This window comes from Streptomyces sp. NPDC031225, from assembly GCF_055570355.1.
On the sequence record NZ_JBVIHJ010000031.1, the window covers coordinates 1 to 17,898 of the forward strand.

The window sequence follows — 17,898 nt, forward strand, 5'->3', positions numbered from 1 at the left end:
GCGCAGTTCCCCGCGCCCCTGAGGGGTGCAGTCAGAGCATGCCCGGCTGTACCCACCTAGGGGCGCGGGGAACTGCGCGACCGGCCACGACGCAGCCGCACCCGGAACACGACCCCTACCGCCCCGCTTCGACCCGCTTCTTCAGACCCGCCAGCGCCCGGTCGATGATGACCTTCTCCGCCTTGCGCTTGATCATGCCGAGCATCGGGATCTTGACGTCGACCGTCAACAGGTAGGTGACCTCCGTCGCCCCCGCACCCGTGGGCTTCAGCACATACGAGCCGTCCAGTTGCCGCAGCATCTGCGACTTCACCAGCGTCCAGGAGACCTCGTTCTCACCGGTCCACGTGTAGCCGAGAACCTGGTCGTCCTTGATGGCGCCCGCGTCCATGACGAGCCGGACCTGCTCGGCCCGGCCGGACGCGTCCGTCGAAAGGACCTCCGCCTGCTTCACCTCGCCCGTCCAGTCCGGGTAGCGGGCGAAGTCGGCGATCACGTCCATGACGTCGGCCGGCGCAGCTTCGATCGTGATGCTCGAACTGGTGTGTTCCGCCATCGCCGTGGCTCCTCCAGATAATCCGGTGAGGAAGGGGTGGTACGCACGTCTGTGCAGCGTGAAGGCTACCGCGCGGACCGACTCACCATTCCAGCGCCCACGGCTTCCCGCTCCCCGCGAAGTGCCCCACGTTCACGCACTCGGTCGCCCCGATCCGCATCCGGCGGGCGAGCGGCTGGTGGACGTGGCCGAAGAGCGCGTACCGGGGGCGGGTGCGGTGGATCGCGGCCAGCAGGGCCCGGCTTCCCCGTTCGAAGCGACGCGCCACCGTGTCGTAGACCAGTTCCGGCACCTCCGGCGGGATGTGCGTGCACAGCACGTCGACCTCGCCGACCGCCTCGATCTTCGCCGCGTACTCCTCGTCGCTGATCTCGTAGGGCGTGCGCATCGGCGTCCGCAGCCCGCCGCCGACGAAGCCGAAGACCCGTCCCCCGATCTCCACCCGATCGCCGTCGAGCACGGTCGTGCCGGGTCCGGCGTACTCCGGCCAGAGCTGCGGCATATCGACATTGCCGTACGTCGCGTACGTCGGTGTCGGGAAGGCCGCGAACATCTCGGCGTACTGCTTGCGCACCGCCTTCTCGATCACGGAGGCTCGGTCGGTGCCGATCCCGGCCCAGAGCCGGGCCCCGAGCTCCCGCGCCTCCTCGAAGCGGCGGGCGGTGCGCAGCTCCACGATCAGGTCGGCGTTCTCCACGCCGAACAGGTCGGGGAAGATCCCGCGTGAGTGGTCGGCGTAGTCGAGGAAGAGGACGAGGTCACCCAGGCAGATCAGGGCGTCGGCGCCCTCGCCGGCTCTGGCCAGGTCACGGGCGTTGCCGTGGACGTCGCTGACCACGTGGACACGGGTTCGGCCGGTTCCGGCGGGTGTGGGTGCCATGACGATCAAGAGTAAGCGTGTGCGGCAAACGTGAACAGTGGCGGCGGGACCTGCGGTTACTGGCCAGTCAGTTAGTAGGTGGACTATTCTGCGCCAGAGAACGCCCATCCGTGTGACGCAGCGAACATCTCGTCGGGACCCCCTGTCGAAGAAGCCATACCGGCGGGTAACGTCCGGGCAGTCCAGTCGTGCTCAGGATTTCAACCAGTGGCTGAAACCGTTGGGGAACCCGAGCACTGCCCGAGCCGTGGACCGCTCCGTCGCATCGCACAACGTCGTGGCGCCGGCGCCCTATGAGGAGCAGCAGTCTTGCGCGAGTTCAGCCTTCCGGCTTTGTACGAGGTCCCTGCGGACGGCAATCTCACCGACATCGTCCGGAGAAACGCCGCGCAGCACCCCGATGTCGCCGTCATCGCCCGCAAGGTGGGCGGCCAGTGGCAGGACGTGACCGCCACGGTCTTCCTGGCCGAGGTGCACGCCGCCGCCAAGGGGCTCATCGCCTCCGGTGTCCAGCCGGGCGACCGGGTCGGTCTGATGTCCCGTACCCGCTACGAGTGGACGCTGCTCGACTTCGCGATCTGGAGCGCGGGCGCGGTCACCGTGCCGGTGTACGAGACCAGCTCGCCCGAGCAGATCCAGTGGATCCTCTCCGACTCGGGCGCGACCGCCTGCGTCGTGGAGCTGGACTCTCACGCCGCGGCCGTCGAGTCGGTGCGCGAGGGTCTGCCCGCGCTCAAGCACGTCTGGCAGATCGAGGGCGGCGGGGTCGAGGAGCTGGGCCGCGCGGGCAAGGACATCAGCGACGCGGCCGTCGAGGAACGCAGCTCGCTGGCGAAGGCCGACGACCCGGCGACCATCGTGTACACGAGTGGCACCACCGGCCGTCCCAAGGGCTGTGTGCTCACCCACCGCAGTTTCTTCGCGGAGTGCGGCAACATCGTGGAGCGGCTGCGCCCGCTGTTCCGCACGGGCGAATGCTCGGTGCTGCTCTTCCTGCCACTCGCGCACGTCTTCGGCCGGCTGGTGCAGATCGCGCCGATGATGGCGCCGATCAAGCTGGGCATGGTCCCGGACATCAAGAACCTCACCGACGAGCTGGCGTCCTTCCGACCGTCCCTGATCCTGGGCGTCCCGCGCGTCTTCGAGAAGGTCTACAACTCGGCGCGCGCCAAGGCGCAGGCGGACGGCAAGGGCAAGATCTTCGACAAGGCCGCCGACACGGCGATCGCCTACAGCAAGGCCCTGGACACCCCGTCGGGTCCGTCCCTCGGTCTGAAGATCAAGTACAAGACCTTCGACAAACTCGTCTACAGCAAGCTGCGCGCGGTCCTCGGCGGCAAGGGCGAGTACGCCATCTCCGGCGGCGCCCCGCTGGGCGAGCGGCTCGGGCACTTCTTCCGCGGCATCGGCTTCACGGTCCTGGAGGGCTACGGCCTGACCGAGTCCTGTGCGGCGACCGCCTTCAACCCGTGGGACCGCACGAAGATCGGCACGGTCGGGCAGCCGCTGCCGGGTTCGGTGATCCGGATCGCGGACGACGGCGAGGTGCTGCTGCACGGCGAGCACCTGTTCAAGGGCTACTGGAACAACGAGGCCGCCACGGCCGAGGCGCTGAGGGACGGCTGGTTCCACACGGGGGACATCGGCACCCTCGACGAGGACGGCTACCTCCGTATCACCGGCCGCAAGAAGGAGATCATCGTCACGGCGGGCGGCAAGAACGTCGCCCCGGCCGTGATCGAGGACCGGATCCGGGCGCACGCGCTGGTCGCGGAGTGCATGGTGGTGGGCGACGGGCGGCCGTTCGTGGGCGCGCTGATCACCATCGACGACGAGTTCCTGGGCCGCTGGGCCGACGAGCACGGCAAGCCGGCGGGTTCCACCGCGGCGTCGCTGGCCGGGGACGCGGACCTGAACGCGGCGATCCAGGCCGCGGTCGACGACGGCAACGCCGCGGTGTCGAAGGCGGAATCGGTGCGGAAGTTCCGCATTCTGTCCTCCCAGTTCACGGAGGAGACGGGCCACCTCACGCCGTCGCTGAAGCTCAAGCGGAACGTGGTGGCGAAGGACTACGCGGACGAGATCGAGGCGATCTACGCGAAGTAGTACGCCCTCTCGCAGCACGTCATGGCGCGGTGTCCTCGGCGAGGACCCGTGCCATCGTGCGTTCGGCGAGCGCGGTGATGGTGACGAACGGGTTCACCCCGATGTTGCCGGGGATCAGCGAGCCGTCGGTGACGTACAGCTTCGAATAGCCCTTCACGCGGCCGTAGTTGTCGGTGGCCTTGCCCAGCACGCAGCCGCCCAGCGGGTGGTAGGTGAAGTCGTCGGCGAAGACCTTGCTGGGGGAGCCGAAGAGGTCGTACCGGTAGATGGTCGAGTTGGCGGAGTTGATCCGGTCGAAGAGCTTCTTGGCCATGCCGGAGGAGACCGCGCTCTGCGCCGCGCTCCAGTCGAGGCCCAGCCCGCCGCTGCCGTACGAGAATCTGGCGCGCTGCGGGTTCTTGGTGATCGCCAGATAGAGGCTGACCCAGTGCTCGAGGCCCGTGGGCAGCGGGGCGATCTCGGCGAAGACGGGGTTGTCGGTGTTGGCCCAGTCGTCGATGCCCATGACCGGCATGGTCGACTGGTTGGCGCCGACGGTGTCCCACAGGTGGTTGGCGCGCCCGAGCATCGTGTTGCCGTTGGGTCCCCAGCCGGCCCCGACGCTCGTGTCCAGTGCCGGGAGCGTCCCCGACTGCCGTGACCGGAGCAGGAGTTCACTCGTGCCCAGGCTGCCGCCGCCGAGGAACAGGTAGGTGCAGCCGTACTGCTTGGTCTCGACGACCGCGCCGGTCTGGTCGATGCGGTCGGCGGTCAGCACCCAACTGCCGTTGGCCGCCCGGCTGATGCCGGTGACCTTCTCCATGGTGTGGATGGTGACGTTGCCGGTGCCGAGCGCGGACGCCAGATAGGTCTTGTCGAGGCTCTTCTTGCCGTAGTTGTTGCCGTAGATGACCTCCTGGCCGAGGGCGGACTTGGTGGCGGTGCCCGCGGCCTCGCGCTGCATGTAGCCGAAGTCGTAGACGCTGGGCACGAAGGTGGTCTTGAGGCCGGTGTTGCCGGCGTGCTTCCGGGAGACCCGGGTGAACTGGTACCACTCGGTCGACTCGAACCAGGCCGGGTCGATCGTGTTGACGCCGAGCATGGCGCGGGCCCGCGGGAAGTACGTGCTGTACATCTCCGCGGTGTCGACGGTCGGGAACTGCTCGGCGAAGTAGGACTGGAGCGGGGTGACGGCCATCGAGCCGTTGACGAGGGAGCCGCCGCCGACACCGCGGCCCACGAAGACGGACATGTTGTCGAAGTGCACCCGGTCCAGGACGCCGGGGTAGGGGTTGATGTCCTTGTTGACGACGTCCAGCCACAGGAAGCTGGCCAGTGGCGCCTCGGTGCGGGTGCGGAACCACATGGAACGCTGGTCTGGGCTTGCGGTGTTGCAGAAGACCTTGCCGTCGGGTCCTGCGGTGTTCCAGAGCCGTCCCATCTCCAGGACGAGTGTGCGGATGCCGGCCTGGCCGAGGCGGAGGGCGGCGACGGAGGCGCCGTAGCCGGAGCCGACGACGATGGCGGGTGCGGACTCGACCGCGGCGGGCTCGGCCGCCTGGGCCGACTGGAGCCCGACGCGGGTGAAGCCGAGAGTGGCCGCCGTCTGGAGGGCGGCCATACCAAGGATCTGACGTCTACTCAGCTGACGCTGTATCAGTTTTCCTGTCATGCGCGCAGCATCGGCGGATTATCCGCGTCCGGCTATAGCAACGTCTTCAACTTTTCCGCCAACAAATCCCAGCGCCACTTCTCTTCGACCCACTCCCGCCCCCGCTCCCCCATCCGCCTCCGCAGTTCCGCGTCGCCGAGGAGGACCACGATCCGCTCGGCGGCCTCCTCGACCGAACCGCCGCGCACGACCCAGCCGGTCTCACCGTCGAGCACGGCGTCCGGGGCGCCTCCGGAGTCCCCGGCGACGACGGGCAGCCCGGTCGCGGAGGCCTCCAGATAGACGATCCCGAGCCCCTCGACGTCCAGCCCGCCCCGGCGCGTCCGGCACGGCATGGCGAACACGTCCCCGGCGCCGTAGTGCGCGGGCAGTTCCGCCCAGGGCACGGCTCCGGTGAAGCGGACGGAGGCGGCGACCCCGGTCTCCCGGGCGAGCCTGCGCAACTCCTTCTCGTACGGGCCGCCGCCGACGATGAGCAGAACGGCGTCGGGCTCCTTCATGAGGATCCGCGGCATGGCGAGGATCAGCGTGTCCTGCCCCTTGCGCGGCACCAGCCGCGAGACACACACGACCACCGGCCGGTCGCTCAGCCCCAGCCGGGCCCGCACGGCGTCGCCGCCGGACCCGGGGTGGAAGGTCTTCTCGTCGACCCCGGGCGGCAGCTGCACCATCCGCCGGGCGGCCTGAGGAGTCAGAGCGGAAGCGATCCGCGACCGCGTGTACTCGCCGAGGTAGGTGATGGTGTCGGTCGACTCCCCGATGCGCCCCAACAGCTGCCGCGCGGCGGGCAGTTGGGCCCACCCGGCCTCATGCCCGTGGGTGGTCGCCACCAGCCGCCCGGCACCGGCCCTCCGCAGCGCGGGCGCCATCAGCCCGAGCGGCGCCGCCGCCCCGAACCACACCGACGTACAGCCGTGTTCCCGCAGCAGCCCGACGGCCTTGCGGGTGGCCCCCGGTGTGGGCAGCAGCATGGTCGTCGGGTCCCGTACGACGGTGAAGGGCTGTTCCGCGTCGAAGGCGGCGGTGGCCTCGGCACCCTCCCGGCCGCGCTTCCAGGTGGAGGCGAGGACGACCAGCCGCTCGGGGTCGAGCCGCAGCGCCATGTTGTGCAGGAACGCCTGGATGCCACCGGGGCGGGGCGGGAAGTCGTTCGTCACGATCAGGGTCTTGTGCATCGCCGCAGACCCTACCGAACCGGCTGCTCACAGCCGGGCGCGGCCGCGTTTATGGCACCCTCACAGGAGAGCGGGACATCATGTTCTCCTCAACGCGCGGACGAGAACGGCAGGGGATCACGTGGAGACGAAGGCCGGGCGGCGGTCCCTGACCGGACTGCTGCTGACCTGGGGCGTGACCAGGCTGCTGCTCCTGCTGTGGGTCTACAAGGTGTACGTCTTCCCGGGCCCGGACGTCACCAGTGACGTGTCGGTCATCTACCAGGGCTGGTACGACGTCCTGCGCACCGGAACGTTCCCGCAGTCCGACGTGACCTGGCAGTATCCGCCCGCCGCGGCCCTCGCGATCCTCTCCCCCGCCCTGCTGCCCTTCCTGGAGTACACGCAGGCCTTCTTCGTCGTCGCCTTCGCCGCCGACCTGGTCGTCCTCCTCCTGCTGCTGTACGCGGGCCGCCGCCCCGGGCGGCGGTTGCGGGGGGCCTGGGTGTGGGTGGCGGGCGTACCCCTGCTCGGTCCGACCGTCTACTCCCGCTACGACGTGATGGTGACTGCGGTCGCGGTCGCCGCGGTGCTCGCGGCCGCCCGGCATCCACGGGTGGCGGGGGCGCTGGTGGGCTTCGGGGCCCTGCTGAAGGTGTGGCCGGCGCTGATCCTCGTCGGGATCCGCAGGCGCAGCGTGTGGGCCTCGGCGGCGGTGACGGTCGCGGTCGTGGCCGGACTGTTCTCCGTCGCGATGCCCGGGGCCTTCGCCTTCCTGACCTTCCAGCGGGAGCGGGGCACCGAGGTGGAGTCGCTGGGCTCCCTGGTCTTCCACATCGCCCGCCACTACGGCTGGGGCGGCGAGGTGCTGCTGAACTACGGCTCGGTCGAGTTCCTCGGCCCCTGGGTGACCCTCGTCAGCACGGCCGCGCTCGTGCTGACCGGCATGGCCTTCGGACTGCTGCTGCTGTGGCGGCTGACGGCCACCCGGTTCGAGGCGCACACCACGGCTGACGCGGCGCTGGTGGCGGTGCTGATGTTCACCACGACCAGCCGGGTGATCAGCCCGCAGTACATGGTGTGGCTGGTCGGTCTCGCCGCGGTGTGCCTGTGCTTCCGCGGCAGCCGGATGGGCGTGCCGGCCGCGCTGGTGCTGACGGCGTGCTTCGTGACGGTCCTGGAGTTCCCGATCTGGTTCGCGGACGTCGTGGGCAGCACCCCGCGCGGTATCGGCCTCCTGCTCGTCCGCAACGGCCTGCTCGTCCTCGCCACCGTCATCGGCATGCGCGAGCTGTGGAAGGCGACGGTCCCGAACCCCGCCCCGGCGGCCCCCGTACCGGATCAGACCGAGGCCCCGGCCCAGGAGGCCTCCGCCTCGTCCTGAACCGAGCCGCCCGCCTCCAGGGGGCGCATGTCAGCCGAGCTGAGAGCGCAGGTACTGCCGCCACTCGGCGGTGAAGCCGGCGAGGTCGGTGTCGAGCACCTTCGCCATGGCGCCCTCGACCGCGCCGGGCCGCTTCCTGTGGGCGCCCACGGCCCGGTAGAACTCGCCCAGCTTCGCCTCGCCCCAGCGGTCCGCGATCATCCGGCAGGCCATCCAGCCGCCCTCGTAGGACAGCGCGAGCCCGGTCGCGGTGCCGCCGAAGCCGAAGTCCGCGTCGGACGGCAGGGCCGCCGGCACCCGGCGCTCGGCGACGGCCTCACCCAGCTCCGGCGCGGCCTCGGCCGGGGTGCGCCCGGTGCCCCGGTAGCCGACCCAGTCCGCGTACCCCTCGGACAGCCACAGCGGGGTCGCGGCGGAGGTGTCGGCACGGGTGGCGACATGGGTGGTCTCGTGGGTGAGCACGACCTGCCTGCCCAGGGTGCCGAGGAGGCCGTACGCGTCGGGGTTGACGATGATCCGGTCCGCGGGCGCCCGGGCCGGGGCGCCCGTCTCGCCGGTGGTGACGGCGGCGATCCCGCGGTACGAGGAGGCGGGCGAGCCGAGCAGGCCCGCCATGCCCTCCAGGGACTTCGGGACGAGCACGACGACGTGGCGGGACCACTCGGTGCCCCAGGCGTCCGACACCGCCGGCACCGCCCGGTCGGCCAGATCCGCGAAGGAGTGCAGCCTCTCGCCGGACTGCCCGACGCCCAGGACGAGGCTGTGGGCCCCCCGGACCACGGTCACCTCGCCCTGGTCCCACAGCTGTTGCGAGGCCTTCCGGGCGGGCTTCTCACCGACGACGTACCACTGGCCGGACGCGTCCAGGGAGAGGTCCAGGACGCGGGCTGCGGTGACGGGGGCCCGGTCGTAGCCCTGGACCTGATAGCGCAGTTCGGCGTCGGCGGTGGCCGTGGAGCCGTCGCGGTGCACTGCGGTGACCCTGTAGGACCAGGTGGCGAGCGGCACCGCGCTGACGTCCTGGAACCAGCCCGCCGCACCTGTCTCGGCTATCTCCGCCCTGTCCCGGTCGAGGACCGCGGCCGCCCGCCGGTCGAGGACGTGCTGTACGTCGGCTCTCGCGGTGTCGGCGGCCGTCGGCCTGCCGCCGCATCCCACGAGGGAGACGAGCAGCAGGCACACCACCACTGCACCATGTCCCGACGCCCGCCTTCGACCAGCCATGTTTCCCGATCGTACGGGCTCACGGGTTCCCGGTCAGGGGCGCGTGACCGTCGCGCCCGGCATCATGCCCACCGGGTCGTAGCGGACCGGGGCGCCGGGGTAGGGCGCGTGGACGACCTGGCCGTTGCCGACGTACATGCCGACGTGGCTGGCGTCGCCCCGGTAGGTGACCAGGTCGCCCGGCCGGGCCTCGGAGAGGGGGACCTGTCGGCCCGCGTAACGCTGGGCCTGCGAGGTGCGCGGCAGGGAGACCCCGGCCTTTGCGTACGACCACTGCATCAGGCCCGAACAGTCGAAGCCGTTGGGCCCGTTGGCGCCCCACACGTACGGCTTGCCGATCGCGGACTGCGCGGCGGCCACGGCGGCGGCCGCCCGGCCCGAGGGTGCCACGGCACCGGTGAGGTCGGGCAGTTCGTCGCGGCCGGAGCGGGAGGCCCGGTCGTAGGCCGCGCGTTCGTCGGAGGGCAGGGAGTTGAGCAGTGCGCGCGCCCTGGCGAGTTTCCTCTCCACGATCCGCTTGTGGGAGGCGACGGCCTTGCGGCTCGTCTCCAGCTCGTCGAGTTTGCGGGCCGCCTCGGTGCGCTCCTGGGCGAGTTCGCGCATGGCCTCCTGGAGGTCCTTGAGCTCACCTGCCTGGCGGGCGTTGATCCGGTCGAGGACGGCGGCCTTGTCGAGGTAGTCGTCCGGGTCGTCGGAGAACAGCAGCGCGAGGGACGGGTCGAGTCCGCCGGAGCGGTACTGCGCACCGGCCAGCGAACCGAGCGACTCCCGCATGGAGTTGATGCGCTCCTGCTGCCGGGCGATCGTGTCCTGTGCGGTGCCGACCTCCTCGCGCAGCGCGTCGGCGCGCTCGTCGGCCTTGTTGTAGGCGTCGGTGGCCTGCTCTGCCTGCTCGTAGAGACGGTCCACCTCGGCCCGGGTGCCTTCGGACGGGGCGGCGTGCGCCGGTACCGCGCCGAGCGCGGCGGCCGCCGCGGACAGCGCGCACAGGGCGACACCTGCGCCCCGGTTGAACCCGGACGTCTGGACAAGGCGGCGATGGAACCCCACGGGAAGCCGCGCTCCTTCCACTGACGGACAGAGACGTTCCCCGGCGAGGGGAAACGCGGCCGACAGTAGCCCCGGGACAGGGGGGTATCCAACGACCTCCGCGGGCACACAACGTGACGCCCCGCCTATGACGCAGGTCATGGGCGGGGCGTGGAGTCAGTCGTGGTTGTCGCGATTCGCCCGAACGGGCGGCGAGTCGTCGCGATCTTGAGCCGTCAAGAGGCTCGGATCCCGCGGCTCAGATCCGCACGCCGAACTGGAACGGCATGTTGTTGATCGACTCGTAGCGCACGACGGTGCCGGTGCGCGGCGCGTGGATGACCTGGCCGTTGCCCGCGTACAGGGCGACGTGGTGCAGGTCGCCGTAGAAGATGACCAGGTCGCCGACCTTGAGGTCGGCCATGCTGTAGATGCGCGTACCGGCGTTGGCCTGGGCCTGGGAGGTGCGCGGGATGGTGATGCCGGCCTGGGCGTAGGCCCAGGAGGTCAGGCCCGAGCAGTCGTAGGAGGCGGTGCCGGTGGCGCCGTAGACGTACGGCTTGCCGAGCTGGGTCTGGGCGGCGTTGAAGGCCGCCTGGGCCCGGGCGGAGGACGCGGGGGCGTCACCGAGGTCCACGCGCTCGGTGGCGGAGCGGCTGGCGCGGGAGTCGGCGGCGGCGAGGGCGGCCTTCTCGGCGGCCGTCAGCGAGTTGAGGAGCTTCTGCGCCTCGGCGAGCTTGCCCTGAACGGCCTTCTTCTGCTTGGCCAGTTCGGTGCGCGTGCTCGCGAGGTCCTGGAGCTTCTCGGAGGCCTCGGCGCGGTCCTGGGCCAGCTCGCGCTGCTTCTCCTGGATCTTCTTCAGCGCCTCGACCTGCTGGGAGCTGAGCTGGTCCGCGGTGGATGCCTTGTCCAGGTAGTCGTCCGGGTTCGACGACAGGAACAGCTGGAGCGAGGGATCGATGGAGCCGGTGCGGTACTGCGCGGCGGCCGCGAGGCCCATGGAGTCCCGGAGTTCGTTCAGGTCGCCCTGGCCGCGGGCCACGTTGTCCTGGATGGTGGAGATCTCCTTCTGGAGCGTCTCCTGCTTCTCCTTGGCGCCGTTGAGCTTCTCGGTGGCCTGCTCGGCCTGCTCGTAGAGCGCGTCGACCTTCGCCTTGACCTCGTCCTTGCTCGGCTTCTCGCTCGGCGCGGCATTGGCGGCATTGGCACTGAGGGCCACGGCGGCAGCGGCTGCGGTCGTGAGCACGGTCACGCGCGTACGGCTCGGCTGCTTGGGTCGACGGTGGGACGCCACGGAGGTGAACTCCTTCTTTTGAGTGATCACCCGCTCGGAGGTTCGAGGCGCAACCCTAGTGACCTTCCCGTGATCAGTTCAAATCCTCAGGAGGAAAATCTCGTCACGCCATGCATTCTTTGCACATAACTCACATGCAGTGATGCCCGATTGACACTACGTTGCGTGACGATAGGGTCAATTCGGGCAATAAACCTGCAACTTCGATGTTTAGGACAGGCGCTTCAGCAGCACCGCGGAAGCGACCGGCCGAGCCCCCGCCTTGGCGATCCCGTCGGCGACCTCACGGTCGGTCGAGGCGACGATCACCGGCCGTCCGGGCGGCTCGGCGCGCACCAGCTGACGGATCAACTCGTCGGCGGTGACACCCGGCTTGGAGAACAGCACCCGCACCCCGCGCGGCGGCGCGAGCAGCACCGGCGCGACCAGCTCGGCCCCGTCGAAGACACAGGTCACCTCCGCCCCGGTCTGCGCGGCGAGCTGGGAGAGCTGCCCGAGGAGCCTGAGGCGCTGCTTCTCCAGCGGCATCTGCGGATAGCCGGTCTTGGTGACGTTGTAGCCGTCGACCACCAAGTGCGCCTGGGGCAGGGCGAGAAGCTGGTCCAGGATCGCGGGGTCGTTCTCCGACAGCGCCCGCGCGGCGATGTCCTTCGGGGTCATACGGCCCGGTTCGACCGCGTCCACGGTCTCGGCGGGACGCACGGACACAGGCGGCAACGCCAGCTCCCGGCGCAGACCCTGGGCCGCGTCCAGAACGGTGTCGAGGAGCAGCCGTACGCGCATGTCCTCGACACTGCGCCCCTCCCGTGCCGCTCTGCGCGTGGCCTCCAGGGCGGCCTCCACCTCCGCGAGGCGACCCTTGAGGCGCCGGCTCTCGCTCTCGGCGGCGGACACCTGGACCTGCGCCTCGGTGCGGGCGGTCTCCGTCTCGGCCTGCAGCTTGCGCAGGGCCGCCTCGCCGCGCTTGACGTCACTGAGTGCCGCGCGGAGCTTGCGGTGAAGCGATTCGGCTTCCTTCTTGGCGGACTCCAGCTCGGTGCGCAGCCGCTCGGTCTCGGTCCGCGTCTGACTGCGGGCGGCCGTGAGCTCCTCGCGCAGCCGCTCCAGTTCGGCGCGGCTCTCCTCGTCGGCCCGCTCGGCGTCCGCCCGCTGGGCCTCCTCGCCGGCCGCGGCGACCAGCTTGACCCAGCCGGTGGGCCGCAGAACGTAGGCCGCGGCCGCCACGTCGAGCGGGTCCGCGGCCGGGGGCGGAGCACCGGAGTCGAGGGCACCGGCCAGCTCCGGCTGGACCTCTCTGAACTTCTCCCCGATGCGCTGGCGGAACAGCGGATCGGTCTCCAGCGCGGCCGCCATCGCGTTGCCGGCGAACTTGGCCCGCCGGTTCGGCGCGAAGCGCGCGTACTGCCGCAGCTGTGCGGGCAGTTCCCCGACGGTCAGGCCGCCGAAGCCGTCCGAGACGATGTGCACGACCCTGCGCCGCACACCGTCGGGCAGCGGACGGTCGAGCACCTCGGCGGTGCCGTCGCCCGGCTCCCCGCCCGTGGTCTCCACCATCCGTCACACCCCAATGCCCGCGGGGCCGCTCCGCTCAGGAGTCGGCGCCCGGCCTGTCCACGAGTTCCACCTGATCCACGGCGTTGCACCAGCGGCACCGCACCGACTCGATGGTCTCACTGACCACCTCGCGCTCCTCGACCTTCGGTTCCCCGGCCAGGTCGAGGTGGACGTACTCGACCACCTTCGACGAGCGGGTCACGTCGAAGCGCGTGAGGTTGCCGCAGAGGGTGCAGCGCCACCGCGTCGAGGCGGTCGGGAGGGGAACCGTCATCGTGACTGTGCTCTTTCCTTCTAGGCCTTCTATTGTCCGCGACACACCGTGGTCCCCGGTGTGTGGCTCGTAACCCTAAGGCCTGGCGGGTACTCGCCGCTCGGGCGTCCATCGCGGCGAGGCGGTCTGTTCCGTTGCGTCCGGTTACGTCATGCTCTGTGTTCATGATCAGCAACCGGAGGGTGACGGTCGGTGGAGCACGCGGGTCGCTGTGGGGGCCTGCACCGGTCACCTACGGCCTCATCGCCCTGTGCTGCCTCGTCTTCCTTGCCGGCCCCGCCTCGGGCCTCAATCCGTCGTACGGCTCCGGGGACGCGCTCCTGGCCACCCAGCAGGCCTATTTCCACCGCTGGGGCGTGGTCCCGGCCGAGCTCTTCCAGGGCTCCCCCGGCGCCGTCCTCACCCCGGCCACCGCACTGTTCATCCACGGCAGCTGGGTGCACCTGCTGGGCAACATGCTCTTCCTGTACGTCTTCGGCGTGATGACCGAGGAACGGATGGGCCGGGCGCAGTTCCTCCTCTTCTACGTCGTCTGCGGCTACCTCGCACTGGTGGGCTACGCGGCTGCCAACGCCGGCTCCGAGCAGTCCCTGGTCGGAGCCTCCGGGGCGATCTCCGCGGTCCTCGGAGCGTTCCTCTACCTGTTCCCCGGGGCCCGGGTGACCAGTCTCCTGCCGTTCCTCTTCTTCCTCCCGCTGCGCTTCCCCGCCTGGGTCGTCCTCCCTTTCTGGGCCTCCCTGCAGTGGCTGGCGGCGGGCCGCGCGAGCGAGGGACCGGGGGTGGCCTATCTGGCCCACCTGGTGGGCTTCGGCCTGGGCCTGGTCTTCGCCTGGGTGCGATTCGGCCGTACCACTAGAGTGAAGGCCGCCCCAGCTCCGTCCCCCGAGGGAGAGAACCAACCGTGATCACCGCGATCGTCCTCATCAAGACCAGCGTGGACCGGATCCCCGAGATCGCGGAACGGATCGCCGCACTGGATTCCGTGAGTGAGGTCTTCTCCGTCACTGGCACGTACGACCTGATCGCCATGGTCCGGGTGAAGCAGCACGAGGACCTCGCGGAGGTCATCCCCGGCAGCATCAGCAAGATCCCGGGCGTGGAGGGCACGGACACCCACGTGGCGTTCCGCACGTACTCCCAGCACGACCTGGAGGCCGCGTTCGCGATCGGCCTCGACGGCTAGCTAGGAGTCGAGCGGGAGCACGGTGATGCCGTCGGCGGTCGCGACGTACACGCGGCCGCCCCGGACGACCGGGCTCTGGGTCCCGACGGACGCCCCGCCCTCGACGCGCTTGTGCCAGACCTGCTTGCCTTTGCGGTCGATGCCATAAAGCGTCGAGCCGCGGCGGACGTAGACGGTGTCGCCGACGACCGTCGGGTTGCTGTACTGGCTTCCCTCGTCGGTGAAATGGAAGGACCACGCCGTCGATCCGTCGGCGGGGTCGAGAGCCACGAGCTCGTAGTCGGACGCGGTGACGCCCAGGCCGCCGAAGGGCACGCAGGTGAAGTAGCGGCTGCCGTACACCCTGGTGTTGGTCGCGCTCCAGAGGAGTGTGCCCGCGCGGCTGAGGCCGTGCAGCATCTGCTCGCCGCCCGATCCGACCAGCAGTGTGTCGCCGACCGGCGCGGGCCGCCCGGGGTCGGCGCCGGCCTTCGTCGCCCAGATCCGCCTGCCGCTTTTGGCGTCCAGCGCCTGCACCTGGTCCCCGAAGGTGCCCACGTACACCACGCCGTCCGCCACCACGGGCTCGGCGGTGGGCGCCGGCCCGGTCGGCGTGGACCAGCGCACGCTGCCGTCGGGGGCGTAGGCCCGCACCCCGCCCGCGTCCGAACCGCCGCTGTAGGACACCAGGACCAGTTGCCCCGCGGCGACCGGGAACTGACTGTTCGCGGCGAAGGCCTTGGTCCAGCGGACCTTGCCGTCGCTGCCGAGCGCGCACAGCTTGGAGGCGCCCTCCTGGCCGTCCTCCAGCAGGCAGTACACGCCCTGGGCGGTGGCGAGCGGCGACATGGTCTCGGTGCCCAGCGCGGTGTGCCAGACGGTCCGTCCGTCCAGGTCCAGCGCATGCAGGGAGCCGTCCGCGCCGCCGACGTACACCCGCGTGCCGTCCGGCGAGAGGGCGGCGCAGGGGCCGCGCCGTCCGCCGAGCCCCTGGACCTTGTACTGCCAGCCCGTCGTGGCCGTGCCCGCCGGGGACCCCGCCCCGCCCTTGACGGAGTCCGACGGGTCCCGCAGCCACAGCCACCCGCCCACGCCGCCGGCCGCCACTCCGGCACCGCCCGCCACGGCCCGCAGCAGCCGGCGCCGGGACGGCGGGGCGGGCGGCACCGGCGGGACGTGGGTGACCGCGGGGACGTCCGTGAGGGTCATGGGCGCCACGTACTCGACCCGGCTCTCCCGCTCCCCCGAGTCGTGCCCGGGAACCCAGCGCGCCCCGCTCGGAGCGGCCTCGGGTTCCTGCACGGCACCGGGGGCGTACCACCCCGCCCGCAGTCCCTCGCGCAGCGACTGCGCGGTGTGCCCGGCGGCCGCGACCAGCTCCGTGGTCGTCGGCCGCGCGCCGGGGTCGTCCCGCAGACACGACTCCACCAGCGCCAGCTGTTCCTCGGGTACGGCGGACAGGTCGACGTCCCCGGTCAGGATCCGCAGCAGGACGACCGAGTCCTGCCCCTCGCCGAACGGTTCCTTCCCGCCGGACGCGTACGCGAGAACCGCGCCCAGGGAGAACACGTCACTGGCCGGCACCACCTGGGCGCCGTTGCGGATCTGTTCGGGCGAGAGATAGCCGACCGATCCGACGACCACCCCGGTCCGGGTGAGCGCGGTCCCTTCCAGGGCCCGCACGATCCCGAAGTCGATGACCCGGGGCCCGTCGGGCGAGAGCAGGATGTTGGAGGGCTTGAGGTCCCGGTGCACCAGCCCCTTGGCGTGGATCGCCGCGAGTGCCTCGGCGAGCGCGGCCGCCAGCAGCCGTACCGCGTCCGCGGGCAGCGGCCCCCGGTCGAGCACCGCGTCCCGCAGGTTGGGGCCCGGCACGAACTCGGTGGCCATCCACGGCCGCGCGGCCTCGGTGTCCGCGTCCACGACCCGCGCTGTGTACGTACCCGCCCCGCCGACGGTCTGCGCGGCCCGCACCTCGTGCCGGAACCGGGCGCGGAAGGTGCGGTCCTCGGCGTGCTCGGCCCGTACGACCTTCACGGCCAGCCGCAGCCCGCCCCGCGCCTCGGCGAGATACACCTCGCCCATGCCGCCGGACCCGAGTCTGCCCAGGACCTCGTAGGGCCCGATGGTCCCCGGGTCCGTCTCGCGCAGCTCCTGCACCCCGTGCTCCCCCTGCTTTCCGTACGGCTGCTGAGGGGGAGCGTATACGCGCGTCGGACGTCAGTACGTCAGACGGCCGGGACGCAGCGGCCGTCCTCGGTGCGGTACGTCCACTTCGCACCGTCCGCGACCAGTTCCTTCACAGCCTGCACAAACCGCTCGACGTGCTCGTCCGGCGTGCCCGCGCCGAAGCTGACCCGGATCGCGTTGAGGGACTTCTCGCCGGGCGCCGCCTCGGGGGCCCCGCACTCGCCCTGGGCCTGCGGGTCGCTGCCGAGGAGGGTGCGCAGGAGGGGGTGGGCGCAGAAGAGGCCGTCGCGGACGCCGATGCCGTACTCGGCGGACAGGGCGGCGGCGAAGTGGGAGCTGTTCCAGCCCTCGACGACGAAGGAGATCACGCCGACGCGGGGGGCGTCGTCGCCGAAGAGGGACAGGACGCGGACCTCGGGTACGTCGGCGAGACCCTGGCGGACCTTCTCGATCAGGTACTGCTCGCGGGCCACCAGGCTGTCGAAGCCGGCTTCGGTCAGCGCCTTGCAGGCCGACGCGATGGAGTAGGCGCCGATGACGTTCGGGGAGCCGGCCTCGTGGCGGGCGGCGCTCTCGTGCCACTCCACGTCCACTCCCCCGTCCTCACGCCGGGTGACCTTGCGGCTGGCCCCGCCGCCGGCGAGGTAGGGGTCGGCTGCCCGCAGCCAGTCGGCGCGGCCGGCCAGGACGCCGGAGCCGAAGGGGGCGTACAGCTTGTGGCCGGAGAACGCGATCCAGTCGACGTCGAGGTCCTGCACGGAGACCGGGTGGTGCGGGGCGAGCTGGGCGGCGTCGAGGACGATGCGGGCGCCGTGCGCGTGGGCGGCGGCGGCCAGCTCGCGTACCGGCCACAGCTCGCCGGTGACGTTGGAGGCGCCGGTGACGCAGACCAGGGCCGGGCCCTGGGGGTCCCGGTCGGCGAGGGCCTTCTCCAGGGTCTCGACGGCCTGCCGCGGGGTGCGCGGGGCGTCGAGGTAGCTGACCCGGGCGTCCTGCCAGGGCAGCAGGCTCGCGTGGTGCTCGGTCTCGAAGACGAAGACCTGGCAGTCGGCGGGCAGGGCGGCGGCGAGGAGGTTGAGCGAGTCGGTGGTCGACCGGGTGAAGACCAGCTGGTCGTCGTCCCGGCAGTCGAGGAACTCCGCGACGGTCCTGCGGGCGTTCTCGAAGAGGTCGGTCGACAGCTGGGAGAGGTAGCCGGCACCGCGGTGCACGCTGCCGTAGTAGGGCGCGTACGCCGCCACGTCGTCCCAGACGCGCTGGAGTGCGGGGGCGCTGGCCGCGTAGTCGAGCGCCGCGTAGGTGACCTCGCCGCCCGTGACGAGCGGGACGGTGACATCCCGGCCCAGAACGGGCAGTTGGGCACAAATGGTCTGAACGGGGGCAGCGGTGGAGACGGACATGGGGGAACTCCCGTGAAAAGAGAAAGGTGAGATGGGTGCG

The 17,898-nt window shown here is 71.0% G+C and carries 15 protein-coding genes; 4 read left to right on the top strand and 11 right to left on the bottom strand.

What is annotated here, in order from left to right; all coding sequences use genetic code 11:
- Positions 1 to 115: 115 nt before the first annotated feature.
- Positions 116 to 556 carry an SRPBCC family protein gene (locus ACZ48Z_RS38375; RefSeq protein WP_468740537.1) on the bottom strand — a complete coding sequence of 147 codons (441 nt, stop codon included), beginning with the start codon at positions 554 to 556 and terminating at the stop codon, positions 116 to 118.
- Between the two features lie 82 nt (positions 557 to 638).
- Entirely contained in the window at positions 639 to 1,394 is a 756-nt protein-coding gene (locus ACZ48Z_RS38380; protein WP_468740640.1) for a metallophosphoesterase family protein, read from the bottom strand.
- A 351-nt stretch (positions 1,395 to 1,745) separates the two neighbouring features.
- Between ACZ48Z_RS38380 and ACZ48Z_RS38385 the strand changes: the two genes are divergently transcribed.
- On the top strand, positions 1,746 to 3,542 hold the full coding sequence (locus tag ACZ48Z_RS38385) for an AMP-dependent synthetase/ligase (RefSeq protein ID WP_468740538.1): 1,797 nt from the start codon (positions 1,746 to 1,748) through the stop codon (positions 3,540 to 3,542).
- A gap of 19 nt (positions 3,543 to 3,561) precedes the next feature.
- Here the strand turns inward: ACZ48Z_RS38385 and ACZ48Z_RS38390 are convergent, their stop codons facing one another.
- Together ACZ48Z_RS38390 and ACZ48Z_RS38395 are read right to left on the bottom strand one after the other, a co-directional pair.
- The gene (locus ACZ48Z_RS38390; protein WP_468740539.1) at positions 3,562 to 5,193 is read right to left on the bottom strand and encodes a GMC oxidoreductase; all 1,632 of its coding nucleotides are present in this window, start codon (positions 5,191 to 5,193) and stop codon (positions 3,562 to 3,564) included.
- A gap of 32 nt (positions 5,194 to 5,225) precedes the next feature.
- On the bottom strand, positions 5,226 to 6,368 hold the full coding sequence (locus ACZ48Z_RS38395) for a glycosyltransferase family 4 protein (RefSeq protein WP_468740540.1): 1,143 nt from the start codon (positions 6,366 to 6,368) through the stop codon (positions 5,226 to 5,228).
- A 121-nt stretch (positions 6,369 to 6,489) separates the two neighbouring features.
- On the opposite strand from ACZ48Z_RS38395, the gene ACZ48Z_RS38400 reads away from it, so the two are divergent.
- Positions 6,490 to 7,731: a glycosyltransferase 87 family protein gene (locus tag ACZ48Z_RS38400; protein ID WP_468740541.1), complete on the top strand. Its 1,242-nt coding sequence runs from the start codon at positions 6,490 to 6,492 to the stop codon at positions 7,729 to 7,731.
- 30 nt (positions 7,732 to 7,761) lie between these two features.
- On the opposite strand, the gene ACZ48Z_RS38405 is transcribed toward ACZ48Z_RS38400, so the two are convergent.
- The 5 genes from ACZ48Z_RS38405 to ACZ48Z_RS38425 all read right to left on the bottom strand — a co-directional run bounded on the left by ACZ48Z_RS38405 (position 7,762) and on the right by ACZ48Z_RS38425 (position 13,106).
- Complete coding sequence (locus ACZ48Z_RS38405; RefSeq protein ID WP_468740542.1) at positions 7,762 to 8,955, bottom strand: hypothetical protein; 1,194 nt, start codon at positions 8,953 to 8,955, stop codon at positions 7,762 to 7,764.
- Between the two features lie 33 nt (positions 8,956 to 8,988).
- Positions 8,989 to 10,005 (bottom strand): C40 family peptidase, encoded by a 1,017-nt coding sequence (locus tag ACZ48Z_RS38410; protein ID WP_468740543.1) that lies wholly within the window; start codon positions 10,003 to 10,005, stop codon positions 8,989 to 8,991.
- Positions 10,006 to 10,243: 238 nt separating this feature from the next.
- Complete coding sequence (locus tag ACZ48Z_RS38415) at positions 10,244 to 11,278, bottom strand: C40 family peptidase (RefSeq protein WP_468740544.1); 1,035 nt, start codon at positions 11,276 to 11,278, stop codon at positions 10,244 to 10,246.
- 210 nt (positions 11,279 to 11,488) lie between these two features.
- The gene (locus tag ACZ48Z_RS38420; protein ID WP_468740545.1) at positions 11,489 to 12,832 is read right to left on the bottom strand and encodes an NYN domain-containing protein; all 1,344 of its coding nucleotides are present in this window, start codon (positions 12,830 to 12,832) and stop codon (positions 11,489 to 11,491) included.
- Between the two features lie 34 nt (positions 12,833 to 12,866).
- A complete protein-coding gene (locus tag ACZ48Z_RS38425) occupies positions 12,867 to 13,106 on the bottom strand; it encodes a hypothetical protein (RefSeq protein ID WP_020137397.1) in 240 nt (79 codons plus the stop codon).
- Between the two features lie 164 nt (positions 13,107 to 13,270).
- Between ACZ48Z_RS38425 and ACZ48Z_RS38430 the strand changes: the two genes are divergently transcribed.
- Entirely contained in the window at positions 13,271 to 14,011 is a 741-nt protein-coding gene (locus ACZ48Z_RS38430) for a rhomboid family intramembrane serine protease (RefSeq protein WP_468740546.1), read from the top strand.
- Positions 14,008 to 14,289, top strand: a complete 282-nt coding sequence (locus ACZ48Z_RS38435; RefSeq protein ID WP_306982661.1) for an Lrp/AsnC family transcriptional regulator — start codon at positions 14,008 to 14,010, stop codon at positions 14,287 to 14,289. The genes ACZ48Z_RS38430 and ACZ48Z_RS38435 overlap by 4 nt, the downstream gene beginning before the upstream one ends.
- On the opposite strand, the gene ACZ48Z_RS38440 is transcribed toward ACZ48Z_RS38435, so the two are convergent.
- Together ACZ48Z_RS38440 and ACZ48Z_RS38445 are read right to left on the bottom strand one after the other, a co-directional pair.
- Entirely contained in the window at positions 14,290 to 16,428 is a 2,139-nt protein-coding gene (locus tag ACZ48Z_RS38440) for a protein kinase domain-containing protein (RefSeq protein ID WP_468740547.1), read from the bottom strand.
- Positions 16,429 to 16,496: 68 nt separating this feature from the next.
- Positions 16,497 to 17,858: an aminotransferase class V-fold PLP-dependent enzyme gene (locus tag ACZ48Z_RS38445; protein WP_468740548.1), complete on the bottom strand. Its 1,362-nt coding sequence runs from the start codon at positions 17,856 to 17,858 to the stop codon at positions 16,497 to 16,499.
- Between the last annotated feature and the right edge of the window lie 40 nt (positions 17,859 to 17,898).